26 protein-coding genes are annotated in these 14610 nt (G+C 68.0%); 25 read left to right on the top strand and 1 reads right to left on the bottom strand.

All coding sequences use genetic code 11. From position 1 onward, the window contains the following. Positions 1–16 precede the first annotated feature (16 nt). From AB0K35_RS28250 to AB0K35_RS28145, 22 genes are all read left to right on the top strand, one after another. Positions 17–1249: a GIY-YIG nuclease family protein gene (locus tag AB0K35_RS28250; protein WP_363889114.1), complete on the top strand. Its 1233-nt coding sequence runs from the start codon at positions 17–19 to the stop codon at positions 1247–1249. Next, positions 1249–2301 (top strand): hypothetical protein, encoded by a 1053-nt coding sequence (locus AB0K35_RS28245; RefSeq protein ID WP_363889112.1) that lies wholly within the window; start codon positions 1249–1251, stop codon positions 2299–2301. Before AB0K35_RS28250 ends, AB0K35_RS28245 begins: the two co-directional genes overlap by 1 nt. 14 nt (positions 2302–2315) lie before the next feature. Next, the gene (locus AB0K35_RS28240) at positions 2316–2987 is read left to right on the top strand and encodes an ATP-binding protein (RefSeq protein WP_363889110.1); all 672 of its coding nucleotides are present in this window, start codon (positions 2316–2318) and stop codon (positions 2985–2987) included. Then, complete coding sequence (locus AB0K35_RS28235) at positions 2984–4336, top strand: replicative DNA helicase (protein ID WP_363889107.1); 1353 nt, start codon at positions 2984–2986, stop codon at positions 4334–4336. Before AB0K35_RS28240 ends, AB0K35_RS28235 begins: the two co-directional genes overlap by 4 nt. Before the next feature lie 14 nt (positions 4337–4350). Then, on the top strand, positions 4351–4773 hold the full coding sequence (locus AB0K35_RS28230) for a hypothetical protein (protein ID WP_363889104.1): 423 nt from the start codon (positions 4351–4353) through the stop codon (positions 4771–4773). After that, positions 4767–5351, top strand: a complete 585-nt coding sequence (locus AB0K35_RS28225; RefSeq protein ID WP_363889101.1) for a hypothetical protein — start codon at positions 4767–4769, stop codon at positions 5349–5351. Before AB0K35_RS28230 ends, AB0K35_RS28225 begins: the two co-directional genes overlap by 7 nt. Beyond that, positions 5348–5608, top strand: a complete 261-nt coding sequence (locus tag AB0K35_RS28220; protein WP_363889099.1) for a hypothetical protein — start codon at positions 5348–5350, stop codon at positions 5606–5608. The genes AB0K35_RS28225 and AB0K35_RS28220 overlap by 4 nt, the downstream gene beginning before the upstream one ends. Then, positions 5608–6645, top strand: a complete 1038-nt coding sequence (locus AB0K35_RS28215; RefSeq protein ID WP_363889098.1) for a hypothetical protein — start codon at positions 5608–5610, stop codon at positions 6643–6645. The genes AB0K35_RS28220 and AB0K35_RS28215 overlap by 1 nt, the downstream gene beginning before the upstream one ends. Further along, positions 6642–7259 (top strand): hypothetical protein, encoded by a 618-nt coding sequence (locus AB0K35_RS28210; RefSeq protein ID WP_363889096.1) that lies wholly within the window; start codon positions 6642–6644, stop codon positions 7257–7259. The genes AB0K35_RS28215 and AB0K35_RS28210 overlap by 4 nt, the downstream gene beginning before the upstream one ends. Before the next feature lie 10 nt (positions 7260–7269). Then, complete coding sequence (locus AB0K35_RS28205) at positions 7270–7758, top strand: hypothetical protein (protein WP_363889094.1); 489 nt, start codon at positions 7270–7272, stop codon at positions 7756–7758. An 11-nt stretch (positions 7759–7769) separates the two neighbouring features. After that, complete coding sequence (locus AB0K35_RS28200) at positions 7770–7955, top strand: hypothetical protein (RefSeq protein ID WP_363889092.1); 186 nt, start codon at positions 7770–7772, stop codon at positions 7953–7955. Continuing rightward, entirely contained in the window at positions 7952–8308 is a 357-nt protein-coding gene (locus AB0K35_RS28195; protein WP_363889089.1) for a hypothetical protein, read from the top strand. The genes AB0K35_RS28200 and AB0K35_RS28195 overlap by 4 nt, the downstream gene beginning before the upstream one ends. After that, on the top strand, positions 8301–8768 hold the full coding sequence (locus tag AB0K35_RS28190; protein ID WP_363889086.1) for a hypothetical protein: 468 nt from the start codon (positions 8301–8303) through the stop codon (positions 8766–8768). The genes AB0K35_RS28195 and AB0K35_RS28190 overlap by 8 nt, the downstream gene beginning before the upstream one ends. Then, complete coding sequence (locus AB0K35_RS28185; protein ID WP_363889084.1) at positions 8765–9085, top strand: hypothetical protein; 321 nt, start codon at positions 8765–8767, stop codon at positions 9083–9085. The genes AB0K35_RS28190 and AB0K35_RS28185 overlap by 4 nt, the downstream gene beginning before the upstream one ends. Then, positions 9082–9345 carry a hypothetical protein gene (locus tag AB0K35_RS28180; protein ID WP_363889082.1) on the top strand — a complete coding sequence of 88 codons (264 nt, stop codon included), beginning with the start codon at positions 9082–9084 and terminating at the stop codon, positions 9343–9345. Before AB0K35_RS28185 ends, AB0K35_RS28180 begins: the two co-directional genes overlap by 4 nt. After that, a complete protein-coding gene (locus AB0K35_RS28175; protein ID WP_363889079.1) occupies positions 9342–9608 on the top strand; it encodes a hypothetical protein in 267 nt (88 codons plus the stop codon). Before AB0K35_RS28180 ends, AB0K35_RS28175 begins: the two co-directional genes overlap by 4 nt. Position 9609: 1 nt before the next feature. Then, positions 9610–9906 carry a hypothetical protein gene (locus AB0K35_RS28170; RefSeq protein WP_363889076.1) on the top strand — a complete coding sequence of 99 codons (297 nt, stop codon included), beginning with the start codon at positions 9610–9612 and terminating at the stop codon, positions 9904–9906. Next, positions 9903–10181, top strand: a complete 279-nt coding sequence (locus tag AB0K35_RS28165) for a hypothetical protein (RefSeq protein ID WP_363889074.1) — start codon at positions 9903–9905, stop codon at positions 10179–10181. Before AB0K35_RS28170 ends, AB0K35_RS28165 begins: the two co-directional genes overlap by 4 nt. 433 nt (positions 10182–10614) lie before the next feature. Continuing rightward, complete coding sequence (locus AB0K35_RS28160) at positions 10615–11010, top strand: DUF6221 family protein (RefSeq protein WP_363889071.1); 396 nt, start codon at positions 10615–10617, stop codon at positions 11008–11010. Further along, positions 11007–11384, top strand: a complete 378-nt coding sequence (locus tag AB0K35_RS28155) for a hypothetical protein (protein WP_363889069.1) — start codon at positions 11007–11009, stop codon at positions 11382–11384. The genes AB0K35_RS28160 and AB0K35_RS28155 overlap by 4 nt, the downstream gene beginning before the upstream one ends. After that, positions 11381–11707 (top strand): DUF6221 family protein, encoded by a 327-nt coding sequence (locus tag AB0K35_RS28150; protein WP_363889066.1) that lies wholly within the window; start codon positions 11381–11383, stop codon positions 11705–11707. The genes AB0K35_RS28155 and AB0K35_RS28150 overlap by 4 nt, the downstream gene beginning before the upstream one ends. Further along, the gene (locus AB0K35_RS28145; protein WP_363889063.1) at positions 11704–12048 is read left to right on the top strand and encodes a hypothetical protein; all 345 of its coding nucleotides are present in this window, start codon (positions 11704–11706) and stop codon (positions 12046–12048) included. Before AB0K35_RS28150 ends, AB0K35_RS28145 begins: the two co-directional genes overlap by 4 nt. A gap of 142 nt (positions 12049–12190) precedes the next feature. Here AB0K35_RS28145 and AB0K35_RS28140 read toward each other — a convergent pair whose 3' ends face one another. Continuing rightward, positions 12191–12403 (bottom strand): hypothetical protein, encoded by a 213-nt coding sequence (locus AB0K35_RS28140; protein WP_363889060.1) that lies wholly within the window; start codon positions 12401–12403, stop codon positions 12191–12193. Between the two features lie 32 nt (positions 12404–12435). Between AB0K35_RS28140 and AB0K35_RS28135 the strand changes: the two genes are divergently transcribed. From AB0K35_RS28135 to AB0K35_RS28125, 3 genes are all read left to right on the top strand, one after another. After that, positions 12436–13140: a hypothetical protein gene (locus AB0K35_RS28135; protein WP_363889059.1), complete on the top strand. Its 705-nt coding sequence runs from the start codon at positions 12436–12438 to the stop codon at positions 13138–13140. Between the two features lie 108 nt (positions 13141–13248). Then, positions 13249–13998, top strand: a complete 750-nt coding sequence (locus AB0K35_RS28130; protein WP_363889056.1) for a hypothetical protein — start codon at positions 13249–13251, stop codon at positions 13996–13998. Beyond that, positions 13995–14426 (top strand): hypothetical protein, encoded by a 432-nt coding sequence (locus tag AB0K35_RS28125; protein WP_363889055.1) that lies wholly within the window; start codon positions 13995–13997, stop codon positions 14424–14426. The genes AB0K35_RS28130 and AB0K35_RS28125 overlap by 4 nt, the downstream gene beginning before the upstream one ends. Positions 14427–14610: the final 184 nt, after the last annotated feature.

Genomic DNA, 14610 nt, shown 5'->3' with positions numbered 1-14610 from the left:
GGTTCAGTGTAAGGTAATGATCAGGGCGACGCCACCACCGGTGAGCTACCAGGCCCGTGACGTGCTCAAACCGCTCGACCAAGCTCAGGAGAACCGCATGACTCAGAGGGTCAGCAGCGCACTGGTGGCGCTCCCCGATAAGCCGCACGCGCTGTACCGGTTCTTTGACCGCACCGACACCCTTTTGTACGTCGGCATCACCGTCGACATCGGCGCTCGTTTCCACGACCACCGCAGCAAGAAGCCGTGGTGGATGAACTCGGCTCGTATCGAGATCGAACACTTCGGCACCAGAGACGAGGCGCTGGCAGCCGAGGCGCAGGCGATCCGCAAGGAGAGGCCCCTTTACAACGTCACCCACAACGATCTTGTAAACCTGCCGTCTCAGCCGCCCGCTTCCGCTGCCGCACTTGACCCCGAGAGCATCACCGCAGAGTGGCTGACCGAGAACTGGGGCAAGGTTCCACAGGCAGTGCGGGACTGCGTGGAGATCCCCGCCCACCAAGCGGGGATCGAGGAGTTTGCTCAGACTCTCGCCGACCGGTTCGACGATGAAGTTGTTCAACGCAACGCTGCGACTGCGGTGAGCCTCCTTGACGAGGACGAAGACCAGCCAGACGAGGGCGGCAGGCTGGCACTTGGTGTTGAAGGTGCCGTAGACGCGCTCATGTCGGACTACTACCGGCTCAAGAGCGAGGTGCGCGAACTCCTGGACCGCATCGACGTCAAGATGCTCACGAGCGCCCGCGCATCCGCCCTCACCGAACTCGGCGCCAACATGCCGGACTTCAACGCCGAGGACGAGTTCTGGAACACCGTGCGCCACGTCGGCCTGACAGTTGACCGCAACTACTTGCGCGGCATGGCAGATCATGAGCGCAACGGCTGGATCCGCGCGGTCATGAACAAGCGCCCGGACCTCCTAGGTGACGAACTGTTCATTCCCGCCGCACAGCTCGCGCGCTCCGTGAAGGTCCACCGCGCGATCCCGCTGGGGTACTGCGCCGGGCTCACGGACAGCGCACCTATCTGTCCAGACAGGGCCACCGTCGTTCTGACCCTCAAGGGATGCCTCACGTGCGCGCGGTCCGCTAATGGCAACTGCTCGGGTCACCTAATGAGCTGCGAGGTACACGCCGCAGTTACGAAGATGGCCGGGGGTGTCTTCTCGGACGCGTTTGGCGCGGAGATTCCTGTACTCAGTTCCCGAGTTGCCCCGATTAACCCGGACCCTTGGTCGGTGGGCTGATGGCGTGGGTCCGTTACGACGACCACTTCGACACCAACCCGAAGGTGACCGGGGTGGTGTTCGACGAGCCTGGCGCCCTGTCGCTGCATCTGCTGGCGAACACGTGGACGGCCAAGCAGAAGTGGCCGGGTTACGTGCCGACGCACCAGCCGGCGACACTGCTGTGCGATCGAGAACTTGGCACCCGGTGGGCGGCTGCCCTGGTGCGGTTCGGTCTGTGGCACGAGCGGGGCAATGAGTGCGCGGACTGCGCGGAGGACTACGCCCACCTGCCAGCAGACGCGGCCGGGTTCGTGTTCCACCACGCCAAGGAGTACCGCCCGCCGGCCCGGGACAGGCTGACGCCGGGCACCCCGGCGGATCTGTCGGAGAAGCGTCGGGAGGCTGGCCGCAAGGGTGGCCGCGCCTCGGCGGATCGGCGTAAACAGGGCGAAGCCAAGCAAGAGCAAGCAAATCAAGCAAGTGCTTCAAGCGGCCAAGCAAAGCCGACGCAATCCGCCGGTCGCCGGAAGCCGGATCGGCCGAGCGCGGACGAGCCGCCTCTGTTCGACGACGCTGAAACGCCTGGACCTGCGGAAACGGAGGTTAGCTGTCAAGCAAGTGCTTCAAGCAAACCAAGCAGCTTGCTCCTTGCTGGCGTGAGCCCCGTACCCGTACCCGGTAATACCTCTACTTCTTACGAAGTAGAGGCGGCGGCATCGAATGAGCCCACTCCAACGCAACGAGCATTCGGTGTCGCCCGCGACTGGGTGACCTACCGACGCGAGCAAGGCACACCCGTCATCGCCACCGGCAAGGGCAAAGAGCCCGAGGTTCACAAGCTGAAAAACCTCATCGAGCCATTCCTGATCAAGGGGTACAGCGACTCCGAGGTGAAGCACGGCCTTATCGCTGTCGGCGAGAGCATTCCGAGTACCGCCAGCCTCGACCGGACGCTGACGCGCCTTCGCAACCAGCAGAACGGGCGCATGGACGGCGGCATGAAGCCAGCCAACCCCCGCATCTTGCGGAACAGCCATGAGAACCAAGACCGCTACGACGTGAAGCTCTAACGGAAGGAGGGCCAGTGGACATCAGCAGCACCGACCTCGGCGGCCTCGCCCGCGAAGTGATGGAACGGCACGGCATCGACCCGACCACCGTCCCCCCACGGCCCGGGTTTGACCTCGCCGACCATCTCACCGAGCAGGCGGAGGCGACCCTGAACCTGATCCTCGCGCCCCGGTTTCGGTGTGCCGACCCGGATCATCCGCTGGTGCGACGGTGGGTTGACGCGTACCTGCGTGACCCGGCGGAATGCCCCGGTCTGCTGCTGCTCGGCCCGGTGGGCACGGGCAAGAGTCACCAGGCGTTCGGGGCGTTGCGCCGCGTAGCGCTGGAGTCGGCCGGTCGCTGCCGGCGGATGACGTATGCGATCACCAGCCACCCGGAGTTCAACGCGGCGATGCGCCCCCAACCGGATGACCGGCACCTGCGCGCCCTGAACGACTTCCAGACCGTTGACCTGCTGGTCTTCGACGACCTGGGGGCGGGGAAGTCGACCGACTGGACTGAGGACACCTTGTACCGGCTGATGGACACCCGCTGGGCGAACCAGTTGCCGACGATCACCACCACCAACCTGGACGCCGCCGGTCTGCGCTCCGACGTTGATGAGCGGGTGGTGTCCCGGCTGTCCACCAGCGTGCAGGTCGGGTTGAAGGGCACCGACCGGCGTCGGGGCGGGGACCTGCCGTGACGGACACCCTGGACCGCGCCGACCCGGTGACCGTGTTCTACGACCACGGCGCCGAGCAGGTCGTGTTGGGGTCGATGCTCAGCGACCCGCAGACCATCGGCGAGGTCGAGGCGATCGTGTCGGCGGGGTCGTTCCACAAGCCGTGCCACCCGATCCTGTTCAAGGCCATCACCGAGTTGCGGGAGGGCAACCGGCTGACCGACCCGCACAGCGTGGCCGGGTTCCTGGCGGACGAGAAGCTGCTCAACCGGATCCCCGGCGGTGTCACCTACCTGCAAGAGCTGCTTGCAGCGCCGGTCACAGCGACGGCGGCGGAGGCAACAAACTTTGCGCGGGTGGTTGCTGACAAGGCGCTGCTGCGGGACTTCGACGCCGGCTTGGAACGTGCCCGGTCGGAGATCCGCACGGGTGGGTCTGCGAGCCCCGCTGAACTGCTGGAGCGCACCCGGGTCATGATCTCCGACCTTGGGATGCGGGCGGCCGGCGATGGTGGGCCGACGCGGTGGCGGGACATCATCCGTCCTGGCCTGGACGCAATCGAGTTGGCCGCTGAGGAGGGATCCGGTCCACCCGGCGTCCCAACGGGCATTCCCGACCTTGACCGGCTGATCCACGGGTTGCAGAAGCAACGCCTGTACGTGGTGGCCGGCATCCCCGGTGGCGGCAAGTCGACGTTGGGCGCCGGTGACTTCGTGCGGTCGGCGGCGTTCGAGCACAGCCATTCGACGGCGGTGTTTTCGATGGAGATGACCGAGCAGGAGTTGTTCAACCGGCTCATCTGCGCAGCCTCCCGGGTGCCATCCCAGAGGGTCGTTGACGGCACGTTGGACACCGACGACTGGACGGCCATCGCCCGGGTGTGCGGGGAGACAGAAAACGCCCCCCTTTGGATTGATGACACCAAGGGTTTGACGATGGCTGACATCCGGGTTCGTGCCCGCCGGTTGAAGCAGCAGCACGGCCTGGAATTGGTCGTCATCGACTACCTGGGTTTGATCGAGTCGGCTACCAGCGCGCCCCGTAACCAGCAGATCGACGAGATGGCCCGGTCGGCGAAGAACCTCGCCGGGGAGCTGGATTTGGCGGTGGTGTTGCTGGCGCAGATGAACCGGGCGTACGCGCAGCGCGCCGACAAGCGGCCTGTCCTGACGGACTTGAAGGAGTCGGGCGGCATCGAAGCACACGCCGACGTGGTGATTTTCGTGCACCGGGATGAGCAGTTCGACAAGACGAAGCGTCTCGGCGAGGCGGATTTGATCGTGGAGAAGAACCGCGGTGGCGCTCGCGGCACCGTCGAGGTCGCTGCCCAACTGCACCTGAACCGTTTCGTGTCCATGGCCATGCCGTGAGGAGGCGACCCCCTATGACGACTACCCAGGCGGCGGCGTCAACGTCAACGACCATCCGGTGGGTGTGCGGTGCCTGCGGCCAACCGGCCGAATCTGGTGCCGTGCACGTCGACTTCGGGTCGGTGGTGGCAGCTCAGCAGGCCGCGAAGGAGTGGGACGCACGCAGTCACTCCTTGAGCGCGTTTGACCTGGCGGATGTGTTCACCATGCCGGCCCGCGCTCAGTGGAAGGTGACCTGCGGCGAGTGCCTGCAACAGCAGCATGACTGCGGTGGGTGTTACGAGATCGGCCTAAGCCAGGTGCCGACGTTCACCGCGTTGCTGCGGTGGCAGGCGCATTTGTACGACAAGTCGTGGTTCGACGCCACCAACTGGGTGGCGTTCGTGCACCGCCTGGCGCAGGAACACGCCCCGCACGAGTCGGCGGGCGCGTGGTGACCGGCGCCGTGCTGCTGATGTCCGGGGTTGAGGACTACGCCGCGACCGCCCGCACGGCGTACCTCACGGCGCTGCCCGCTGTTGGCGCCACCGACGTTCACTGCCGGGACTGCTCGGCTGACCCCCGACGGTCGTGCCTCAGCGGTGGTCGGAGCGTGCCCGCACACCCGCCTCGGGTTGAGCTGGCGGCCCGGGTCACCGCCGAGCGGATCGCGGAGGCGGATGTTGCGGCCGACGCCGCCCGAACGGTTGCCGCCTGCCTGGCCGCGGGTGTGCCACCCAACCGGATGGGCCGGCATGTGGTTCGCGCGCAGCGGGTGGCGTACCTGATGGCGTTCGGGTGGAGGCCGCTGTATTGCAGCGACTCGTCGCCGTGGCGGTCGCCGTACCCGCAGATGCCCGACCGGTACTCGTTGGCGTTCGCGTTCGGTTGGACGGTTCAGGAACACGCCGTGTTCCTCGACCCGGAGGGCGTGTCCGGGGTGTGCGTGACCTGCAAGGACGCCACCGACGACTGTGATCGGTTCGGGCTGCCGCGCTGTGTGGGCTGCGCCGCTTGGCTGGGGGTCGCTGCGTGAGCGGCCCGGTGAACGACGGTCACCGCATGGTGGCCGCGTTGGAGGCTGCCGGGTTCGCGGTCCTCGGCCGCGGTCGGGGTTATGTGCGGATGGGCCGCCCTGATGCGGGCTCGGGTTGGTGGCCGGTCCCAACGGACCCGACAGCGCCGGAGTTCGCGGAGGGCTTGGCGAAGGTGCGGCAGGTGTTGTTGGCGGAGGTCGCGCAGGGCGAGTCGGCGCAGGCTGCGTTGACCATGTTCGACGGGGAGGTGTTGTGATGGAGGAAATTCCACTACCGAGCCTGCACAACAACGGGGCGCAGGACCCCGACCGGTGGGCCCCATCAACGAGCAACCGGCGTGACTCGTACGGCTGCACCCACCCCGAAGCCGGCGATCTGGTGGCGTGGCGGTACGCGGCGTGGCTGGTCCACGAGATCCGTTCGTACCTGGATGTTGACCTCACCGACAAGCAGCGGGAAAAGCTCGACGCGTCGGTTGCCAACCTGACCGGTGAGAAGCGGGCGCTCGCCTTGTCCCGGAACCGGCCCTTCCACATCGTGTTGCGCCACCAAGCCGGCCCGCTGATCATCAAGTCTGGGGAGGAGCGCGGCTTCATCCGCCTGCACGACGGCACCCGCGAGGTGAGTTTCACGTCGTGGCCGCGCCAGACCCAGTGGCACCGGCTGCCCGACCCGTATCAGGCGTGTTCGTGCCACGGGCATCCGTGGCCGTGCCAGGACCGGGACCGGATGGTGCTCACCCAGCATCAGATGCGGAAGATGGACCGGCTGATGGCGACCGCCCAGCCGGGGGTGTGCGCGCACTGCCTTGAGCCGATCACCACCCGGCAAAAGACGGTGACGTTCCCGGAGGAGTCACGGTTCGTTCCGGGTGCCCCGGGGCCGACGTTCCACGCTGGCCGTGCGGCCTCCTGGCAGGGGGCGGAGGAGTACGAGCGCGCCGGCCGCCTCGTCGACAACCCGGACGTTCCGCGTCTCGCGTCGTGTCCCGGGATCCGGTTCATCCACGAGCAGCACAGCATGCCGACGGAGCAGCGGGTCGAGTGCACGGCGGGCGCGTTCTGCACGGGCTTGCACGGGCCTGCGGGTTACCGCCAGGACGCGCCGTGCTGGCATCGGGTGGTACTGGCAGGCAACGAGGGTGCCTACGCCCGGCCGAGCGTTGATTGCGGCTACCGCGCTCGCGGGACGTGTCTGGGCGGCGATCTGTCCGGTGGGGGCGCGTCGCTGTCTCCGACCGCCGCTGACTTGCTGTGGGAGAACAAGGCGCGGCGGGGTGGTGGGCTGCTGTGACCGCCCCGGTGTGGCCGACGGTGATGGTGACCGGTCACCGCCCCCAACACCTACGCCCCGATTCGCTGCACGTCTGGGTGCGTTCCGAGCTGGACCGCCTGGCGCTCAAGCTGCGCGACGTGCACGGCATGACGTGCGGCATCTCCGGGATGGCGATCGGCGCGGACCTGTGGTGGGCGGACAGCCTCGTGAAGGCCGCCGTGCCGTTCGTGGCGCACATTCCGTTCCCGCAGCAGCCGGACCCGTGGCGGGAGTCGAACCCGGAGGCGGTGGCCGAGTGGCATCGTCTGCGCGCCCTGGCCGCCTCGGTGGTGCCGTACGGGGACCTTGCCGGCCTGGCCGAGCATGCCCGTAAGCGGGTGGCGGTGAAGCTGCTGCACGAGCGCAACGACGGGATGCTCAACGCCACTGCGCAGGCCAACGGGGCGGTGGTGGCCGTGTGGTGCCCGTCGAAGCGCGACGGGGGCACGTTCTCGGCGCTCAAGAAAGCCCACCGCGCCGGCCGTCCGGTGATCCTCGTCAACCCGGAAGCCCGAACCACAACCATGCCGTCCCGTGACCGGCTGGCCGACCTGTTGTACCCGCACCGCCCCCAACCGTTGATCGACGCCTGAGGAGGCACCCATGACCGAGACGCACCTGCCCGAGAGCATCCGCAAGGCCCGCGCCGAGGAAGCCGCCACCTACCCGCCGCACGTGATCTACGCAGGCGGCATCGACCACTACCAGGCTGGCCAGTCGCAGGGCCTGCACGACGCGATCCTCCGCGCCGACTGGGACGCAGTGCGGACGATCGCCGCCGACCCGTACACCGCCGGTGACGATGTTGACATGGCCGCGGGTGCCCTTGCGGGCGCATGTGAGCCGGCGATCGATGCCGTCAAGACCGGCCCGTTCGACGCAGCAGCCGCAGGCAGGCACCTGACCAACCCTGACTTCACGGCCGCCGGCTTCGAGCGGCACATCATCCGCCCGGATGTGAACGGCAACCTCGCCGACCGGTGCGGGCATTGCACCCTCCTGCCGACCGTCAGCGGCTACGTGAGGGCCACGCAGTCCCGATGCCCAGTGCACGGCACCCCCACCCATTTCGGACCGTCACAGACCGCCTGAGGAGGCAAGCCATGTCTGAGCCTTGGTACACGATCACCGTCGTCAAGCACGACATCCACCCGAGCGAGCGCAACCGGCACGCAGACGCCCCCGCCCCTGTCGACGTCATCTCCGCGACGGTCCTGCCGCAGTTGGCGGGGGACATTCTGCGGGCGACCGCTGACCAGATCGCGCCGAAGAAGCCGGTGACACGGTGACCGACAACCCGGCGGCCGAACTGTCGCCCACGCTGCCCCCGGGATTGATCCAGTACTTCGCCGAGCGTCGGCAGCAGCGCGCCGACGCCGTCAGCCGGGCATTGTCCACCCTTCGCCCGTACGAGCGGCGGCTAGTGCGGGAAGCCGCCGTCATGGGCTATGTGCGCGGCACGATGGCTGGACGTGCGGACGCCCATCAGGGACGCATGACGGAGATCCCCAAGGACTCGGCGGTCCTGTTCGAGGTCGTTGACGCGTGCATTGCGATGGACGACCTGTACCCGTTCCTTGCCGAGGCGGCGGATGGCCGTCGCCGTCGGATCACCAAGGGGCGGCGGTGGCCAGGTGAGTGACCCCGTGATCGACCCCCCGCGCGTGACCGTCGCACCCCCGTCCACACCTGAGCGGGCCGCGCTCAACTTCGCTGCCCGTCTGCTGCGCCTCGACTACGACGACCACGAGCTGCGGCACTCGCACCTGTCCGCCACCGACGTCGACGTGCCCGCCATCCGGGAGGCTCTGCGCGACCTCGCCGACCGGCTCGCCGCCGGGGCTGTGCTGCCCGCTGGCACGCAGACGGTTGGATGCGACATCGACTGGACTGATCTCCGATCCAGTCGCCCCGGCGCAGACGTTCAGTCCAGGTCGTATGTATGGCCGGCGGACGAGTTCGACACGCAGCTAACCCGCGAGGTGCGGGCCGCCGAGCGTTTCAGGCGCGCCCCTGTGCGGATCCGCAAGTGCACCGTGACGTCATTTCCGGACGGGTCACGGCTCGTGGGTGCGTGGACTCGGGTGGAGCTGCCGTCGTGACCGACGCGACCACCGCCTACAACGCCGAAGCCCTCACCGCCCGGTGGTCGGCTGTCTCCAACGATGAGATCGGCGGGTGGGCGGTCACCACCAACGGACTTGGCCCGCTCGATGGGGGCAGGATGGCTGCCGACCTGGTGATGACCCGGGAGATCGCCGAGCACATCGCCTACGTGCACAACCAGTGGTTGGCGCGGCAGAGCATGGGCGTCCCGGTGGACACCGGGTGGGTCACGACCGAGGCCGTGCCAGGGCCGCTCATGCGCACCCTGTGGAGCCGTCTACGCCGCCGAAGTCCGGGTGGGGTGGGTCGGTGAGTAGCCGCGACGGCTCGGCCCGCCTGCGCCTGTTCGCTGCCCTGCGCCGGGCGCGATGGCGGGTGGAGATGGGCAAGTCAGGCCACTGGAAAGTGTGGAACCCGCACGGCCGGTTGATCACCACCACCCCGTCCAGCGCCTCCGACACCAACAGCCTCAAGGCACTGCTGCGGGATCTGCGCAAGGCCGGATTTCAGCACAACAGGCGCGGCCAGCAGGCGAAGACCAGCAAGATCCCGAACCAGAGGAGCCAACCATGAGCGAAGCACCCGAACCAACCACGCAGAACCCGCTAACCGCTGAGCAAGTCGCCACCGCCGCCGACGTCTGCGACGCGGTAGACCCAGCCCTACCCATTGACCAACGCATTGCCGCAGGCGACCGGGCTGCCCGCCGCGACGCCAAGTTCGCGCTACTGGTGGCAACGCAACTTCTCTCCGGGGCGATCGACGCCACACCCAACCCGCAGACGACCATGACCCGTCTCCGTGCCCACATGTCCAACGGGCTTTCCGATGCTTGACGTGCCCGACGCAACCCCGCGCCCTGTGCCCCAGCCGCCGGCACTGGATGACTCTGCCCGGTCAGCCCTCACCGCCGCCTACTGGAAGCTGCGCGAACACGCCTCCGGGTACCGCAATGCCGACGTGTACCAGCGCGCGCAGGAACGCGGGCGTACCGGTGACGCCAACGACCGGAAGCAGGCCGCCATGCATCGGGCGTTCGCGAGGGGCATTGAGGCCGCAGGGGAAGACATCGCCAGCATGCTTGAAGTCCCTGAGCACGAGATCGAGCCGATCAGTAAGGACGCCGACCAGTGACAACGCACGTCAACACCGCCACCGAGCGGACGCCCGGCGAAGCGGAGATCCGCACATGGGACGACCTGCGGGACAGCGGCCTGCTCTGGCTGATCAACCGGCAGGTGTTCCACCCGCGCGGGTTCGCGCTGGCCCTCGTCCAGGTCGACGGGCAGATCGTCGGCTGGCGACTGCTCGGCCACGGTCAGGAGCCGTGGGCGTTCGCCGGTTCGGAGGATGAGTGGTTCGCTGCGGCACAGGCGACACTCGCGGCCCTACCCACGTCAGCCCCATGACCCTGCCGCTGCTGCCCGGCCCGCCCGAGCCCCGCGAATGCCTGTGCGGGAAACCCGTGCCCAAGGGTCCGCTCGTCCACGGGTGGGGCTCCCACTGCGCCAGAGAGCGCGGCCTGTCCCCCGCCCCAACACCACGCACCAACGGGCAGGACGGGCCAACCCTGCTCGACCTTCTCGCCCGGACGGTGATCGGGTCGCCGGGGAACGTGGTGTGCCGGCAGCGCACCGACGCCGAAGACGAAGCCGTGCGTCAAGCCCAACAGCGACGGGAGGCGGCCGGTGGTTGAGCGGGATGAGGCGGCCCGGTGGAGGCACGCCGAGATCGTCAACTGGCACCGCAGGTTGTATCGGCGCAAGCTGCGGGCCAGGCAGGTCGGCAGGTGGTGTCGCTGATCAGGCATGATGTACGGAGCGTTACCGGAGGGGGAGCCAAGTGTCCGAGATCGCGGGTCTAGACAAGCATCAACCCAAGGCCGGTAACGGGCTGTCACTGGTGGACTGGCTGCGCGCGCAGCTCGACGAGGATGAGCGGGTGGCGCAGGAAGCGGGCGTGTCCGGGCCGCAAGGTTCGGACCTGTTCGTTATCGACGACGACCACCAGCACAACACCATCGCAATCTCCGCCGCCCGTGTGCTGCGCCGTGTAGCCGCCGCCCGCCGCGCCCTGGACTTGCACAACCGTGACCACGAATGCTCCGTGTACGACGACCACGGTGAGGTCGACAACTGCGCGTGGGTACTGAAAGGCGACACGTGCTCGACGGTGCGGTTGATGTTCGACGAGTATAGCGGCCAGCCCGGCTACCGACCTGAATGGGGAACGCAGTGAGCGAACAAGCCTCAGGCCGTAGCGAGCACGACGAGGTCACGGACCGCATCATCACCTGCATCAAACCGTGGACACCCGCCGCTGCCGCCGCAGCACCCCTAACCGCAGACGGACTGCGGGACGCTCTCCGCAAGTTCGCCCGCCAGTTCGACCCTGATCGGCGGATAGCCGGACGCTTCGAAGCAGGTGCGTTGGTGGTGCAACACATTGGCAACGTCGCGACGAAGACCCCACCTCGCCCGGCGTGGATGCCCCAACCTGCGGTGCCCGGCCTACCGATCGTCCAGAACGACAACCTGCTGCCGGACGAGTGGCGGCTGATCGACACCGACGGCGGCGTGATGAGCGAAGGGCGGCTTGAATGGAAGCCGTGACCGACGAAATGGGGATGTGGCTCGACCAGCAGGTGGAGAATCAGCGCCACGACGCACAAGCCCTCAAAGCCCTCGCCACTGCGATGCCGGCCCCTGAAACAGTGGAGTGGCTGACCGGGATCGCTGACACGCTGGCGGCCGACGCGGATTCGAAGCGCCGCATCCTCGACGTCCACCGGGGAGACGACCGCGAGGACTGCGCAGGGTGCGGGCTCGATGCGATCGGCCTGCCGGTGTGGCGGATCGACCAGTGTCCGACGCGGCTCGCGCTCGCGCTGGCTTACGCCGACAAGCCCGGCTACTCCGAGGAATGGCAGTCGTGACCGGCGAGCAGGCAGGACAGTTCGTTGTGCAAGCCGACCGCGACGGTGAACTCACCCTCGAACACTGGGCGCCTAACGGCTTCCGAGCCGCCGACCCCTGGTGCTGGTGGGAAACGCGCATCGGCAACGGCACCAGCCTCCCGCAGATGGAACAGCTCGCCGCCAGCCACCTGACGGAAGCCCACCGCACTGTGATCGATCTCGGCGAGTCGGACGTGGTGGAGAGTCCACCCGGGCATCTGCGGCGCGGCGACCTCGCAGACATTGCGGTGTTGACCGGTGGTCTGCGCAACCGCGAACTCTTGGTGGATCTCGACACCGAGCAGCGGCAACCCCGGTGACGGCACCAGCCGACGACGGCCGGGAGTTCGACGTCGCAGCAGACCACGGCGGACAGATACGTGCAACGTTCCGCGTCCTCAACGACGGCCGGCTACAGGTCGAAGCCGACGATGACATTTGGACGCTGGACTTGGCCGACTCTCACGCCACCGCGTCGTGGATGTTCGCCTTGATGGAGGGTCGGGGGTGACCGGAGTGCGCTGCTGGATGTGCGGTGTCGAACCCGACCAGACCATCGAAGACCAACGCCTCGGCGACCCCGAACCCCGCCTCATCCCGGTGTGGCCCACCGGCGGCGACCACCACCACAACGCCACCCCGCCCACTGCGCAGCAGCTCGAAGACGACGGGCACGCCACCTGGCGGCGAATCATGGAGGACGCGACATGACCATGCACCTCAACGGCGCCGCCCGGGTGGAATTCAACGGCCTCGACCTGACCCCCTACCTCGCCGACTCCACCCACCCGGCGGACGGCGCAGGTAGCGGGATCCTCGACCGCATTGACCGCGCGATCTCCGGCCTGTGCCCTTGCGGCGCGACACCCCGCGACGGCTCCCCCTACTGCTCGGCCGACTGCGAACCCACCCACATCGCCGAGCACACCGACCAGCGCATGTCAGGGGACCTCGCCACCGCGATGCGCTGGCGGCCCGACCTCGTGACGGCGGCCGACGACAGTGACCTGCTGCCCATCGGCTCCCAGACGTGCGGCTACACGGGCCGGTTCAACGCCCAGGTGTACGAGCGGACCAGCGCACCGGAAACGTGGCATCTGCGGTTGGACGACGGGCACCGCTTCGTCGGTCTCGACCTTGACGGGGTGGGCGGCCGGGACGAGCCAATCAGCCCCGAACTGGCGGCCCGCATCGTTGACACCTGGCAGCGGCTGGAACGGGAACTGTCCGACAGTCGTCACGCCGAACCCGCCACCGCTGGGACGGTCGGCGTCATCTACTTCACACCCCTGCGCCGCCGCGCCGAGGACCATCAGCGAATTCTCCGCAACGCGCTCGCCTACTACCGGGCGGCAGCATTCGTGGTGGACCCGGCAAGCGCGAGCATCCTCCGCAACATCACCGTCACCTGACACGGCGACGGCGGCCAGGTCCCACAACCCGGCCGCCGCCAATCCCGCCACCCCAACATCCCATGAGGTCTACCGCCAGCGTAACTGCGCCGATCGGAGACCAGCCACATGCACGACCACGACGACACCGGCGGACGGCACTGCGTCTCCGACACCCGCTGCCGCGCCTACGACCGGTTGGCGAAACCACCCGCCGCCGCACCCGTCACCACGACACCCCTGTGCGACGACTGCTTGACCGCAGCCGAACGGGACGTGCGCAGCCTCGTGTACGACTACGTGGACTTGGAGCAGCTACAAGCCCCGGCCCTGTCGCAGGCGCTCAACATGCAACCGTCCGGGAAAGCCGCCCCACCCATGCCGTTGAACGGCGCGGCTGAGGCGTTGCAGGCGGAAATCGTGCACGTCGCCACCACGTGGGAAGACGTCATCCGCGACCACTGCGGCCTCAGCACCTGGGTACCCGACCAACCACGGCGGCCCGGCCGGCAACTCGACGACGCCGTGCGCGTCCTGCTCCCCCGCCTCCGCCAACTCGCCACCCTCGAACCCGCCGTCGTGTACCCCACCGGATGCGAAGACCAACCCACCGAGATGACCGGGTGGGAAGCCATCCACCACCTCCAACACCTCCACCAACGCGCGAGGGGCATGCTCGGGCGCACCCACCGCACCACCCAACTGCCCGGCACCTGCTCCACCTGCGGGTTGGGCGAACTCCACCGCGACGACCCACGGCACGCCGACGACCCCTGCGACGTGTACTGCGCCAACTGCCACACCACCTGGCCGCACACCGACTACCAGCAGTACGTCACCCAGTTGGTGTGGCCGAACCGCGCCCGGGTGGCAGCGTGAACCCCGACATCGACGTCCAAGGCCGCCGCGGCGAATGGCCTGTCCCCGGCGACAACGCCGCCGACCGGGCACGCAAGATCGCCCACATGTACCGGGCCCGTCTGCGCGCCCTCGACGCCGACGCCTGCGACCAAGCCGACCAGGTGGCAGCCAACTTCGGCGAAACGTGGGTCACGCCCACCGTCGTAACCGTTGAAGACACCGACGCCGTCACCACCGCCGAAGCCGCCCAGCTCGTCAACGTCAGCGAAGACGTCATCCGCCAATGGGCCTGCACCCCCCACCCCCACAACCCGGACGAACCCCTGTTGCCCCGCTTCGGGTGGCGGGGGAAAGCCCGCACCTACCTGGCCCGACACGTCCGCGACGCCGCCGGGACTGTGAGCCAGGCGAAACACCGAAAGGCACAGTTGACAAGATCCTCGTGATCCGTCACAGTCACGCACAGGAGACGTGTCTTCGAAGCCCGCCCGACCCGAAAGGTCGCGGCGGGCTTTCGGCATTCCCCGGGCAGTTGCAACCATCGCTGACCCCACACAGGCGGCCCCGAGGTGCGTCATCCCCAGCACGCTGCCCCGGGGCCACCCGGACGACACCACAGCACCCGTGACC

Origin of the sequence: Micromonospora sp. NPDC053740 (assembly GCF_040677775.1) — a bacterium.
GTDB lineage: Bacteria > Actinomycetota > Actinomycetes > Mycobacteriales > Micromonosporaceae > Micromonospora > Micromonospora alfalfae.
This window is presented reverse-complemented; position numbering and strand designations above follow the sequence as displayed.

Bases quoted from the DNA above. Each gene is read 5' to 3' on its own strand.
- AB0K35_RS28250 (WP_363889114.1), top strand. From the start codon at position 17: ATGATCAGGGCGACGCCACCACCGGTGAGCTACCAGGCCCGTGACGTG.
- AB0K35_RS28245 (WP_363889112.1), top strand. From the start codon at position 1,249: ATGGCGTGGGTCCGTTACGACGACCACTTCGACACCAACCCGAAGGTG.
- AB0K35_RS28230 (WP_363889104.1), top strand. From the start codon at position 4,351: ATGACGACTACCCAGGCGGCGGCGTCAACGTCAACGACCATCCGGTGG.
- AB0K35_RS28215 (WP_363889098.1), top strand. From the start codon at position 5,608: ATGGAGGAAATTCCACTACCGAGCCTGCACAACAACGGGGCGCAGGAC.
- AB0K35_RS28205 (WP_363889094.1), top strand. From the start codon at position 7,270: ATGACCGAGACGCACCTGCCCGAGAGCATCCGCAAGGCCCGCGCCGAG.
- AB0K35_RS28200 (WP_363889092.1), top strand. From the start codon at position 7,770: ATGTCTGAGCCTTGGTACACGATCACCGTCGTCAAGCACGACATCCAC.
- AB0K35_RS28175 (WP_363889079.1), top strand. From the start codon at position 9,342: ATGAGCGAAGCACCCGAACCAACCACGCAGAACCCGCTAACCGCTGAG.
- AB0K35_RS28135 (WP_363889059.1), top strand. From the start codon at position 12,436: ATGACCATGCACCTCAACGGCGCCGCCCGGGTGGAATTCAACGGCCTC.
- AB0K35_RS28130 (WP_363889056.1), top strand. From the start codon at position 13,249: ATGCACGACCACGACGACACCGGCGGACGGCACTGCGTCTCCGACACC.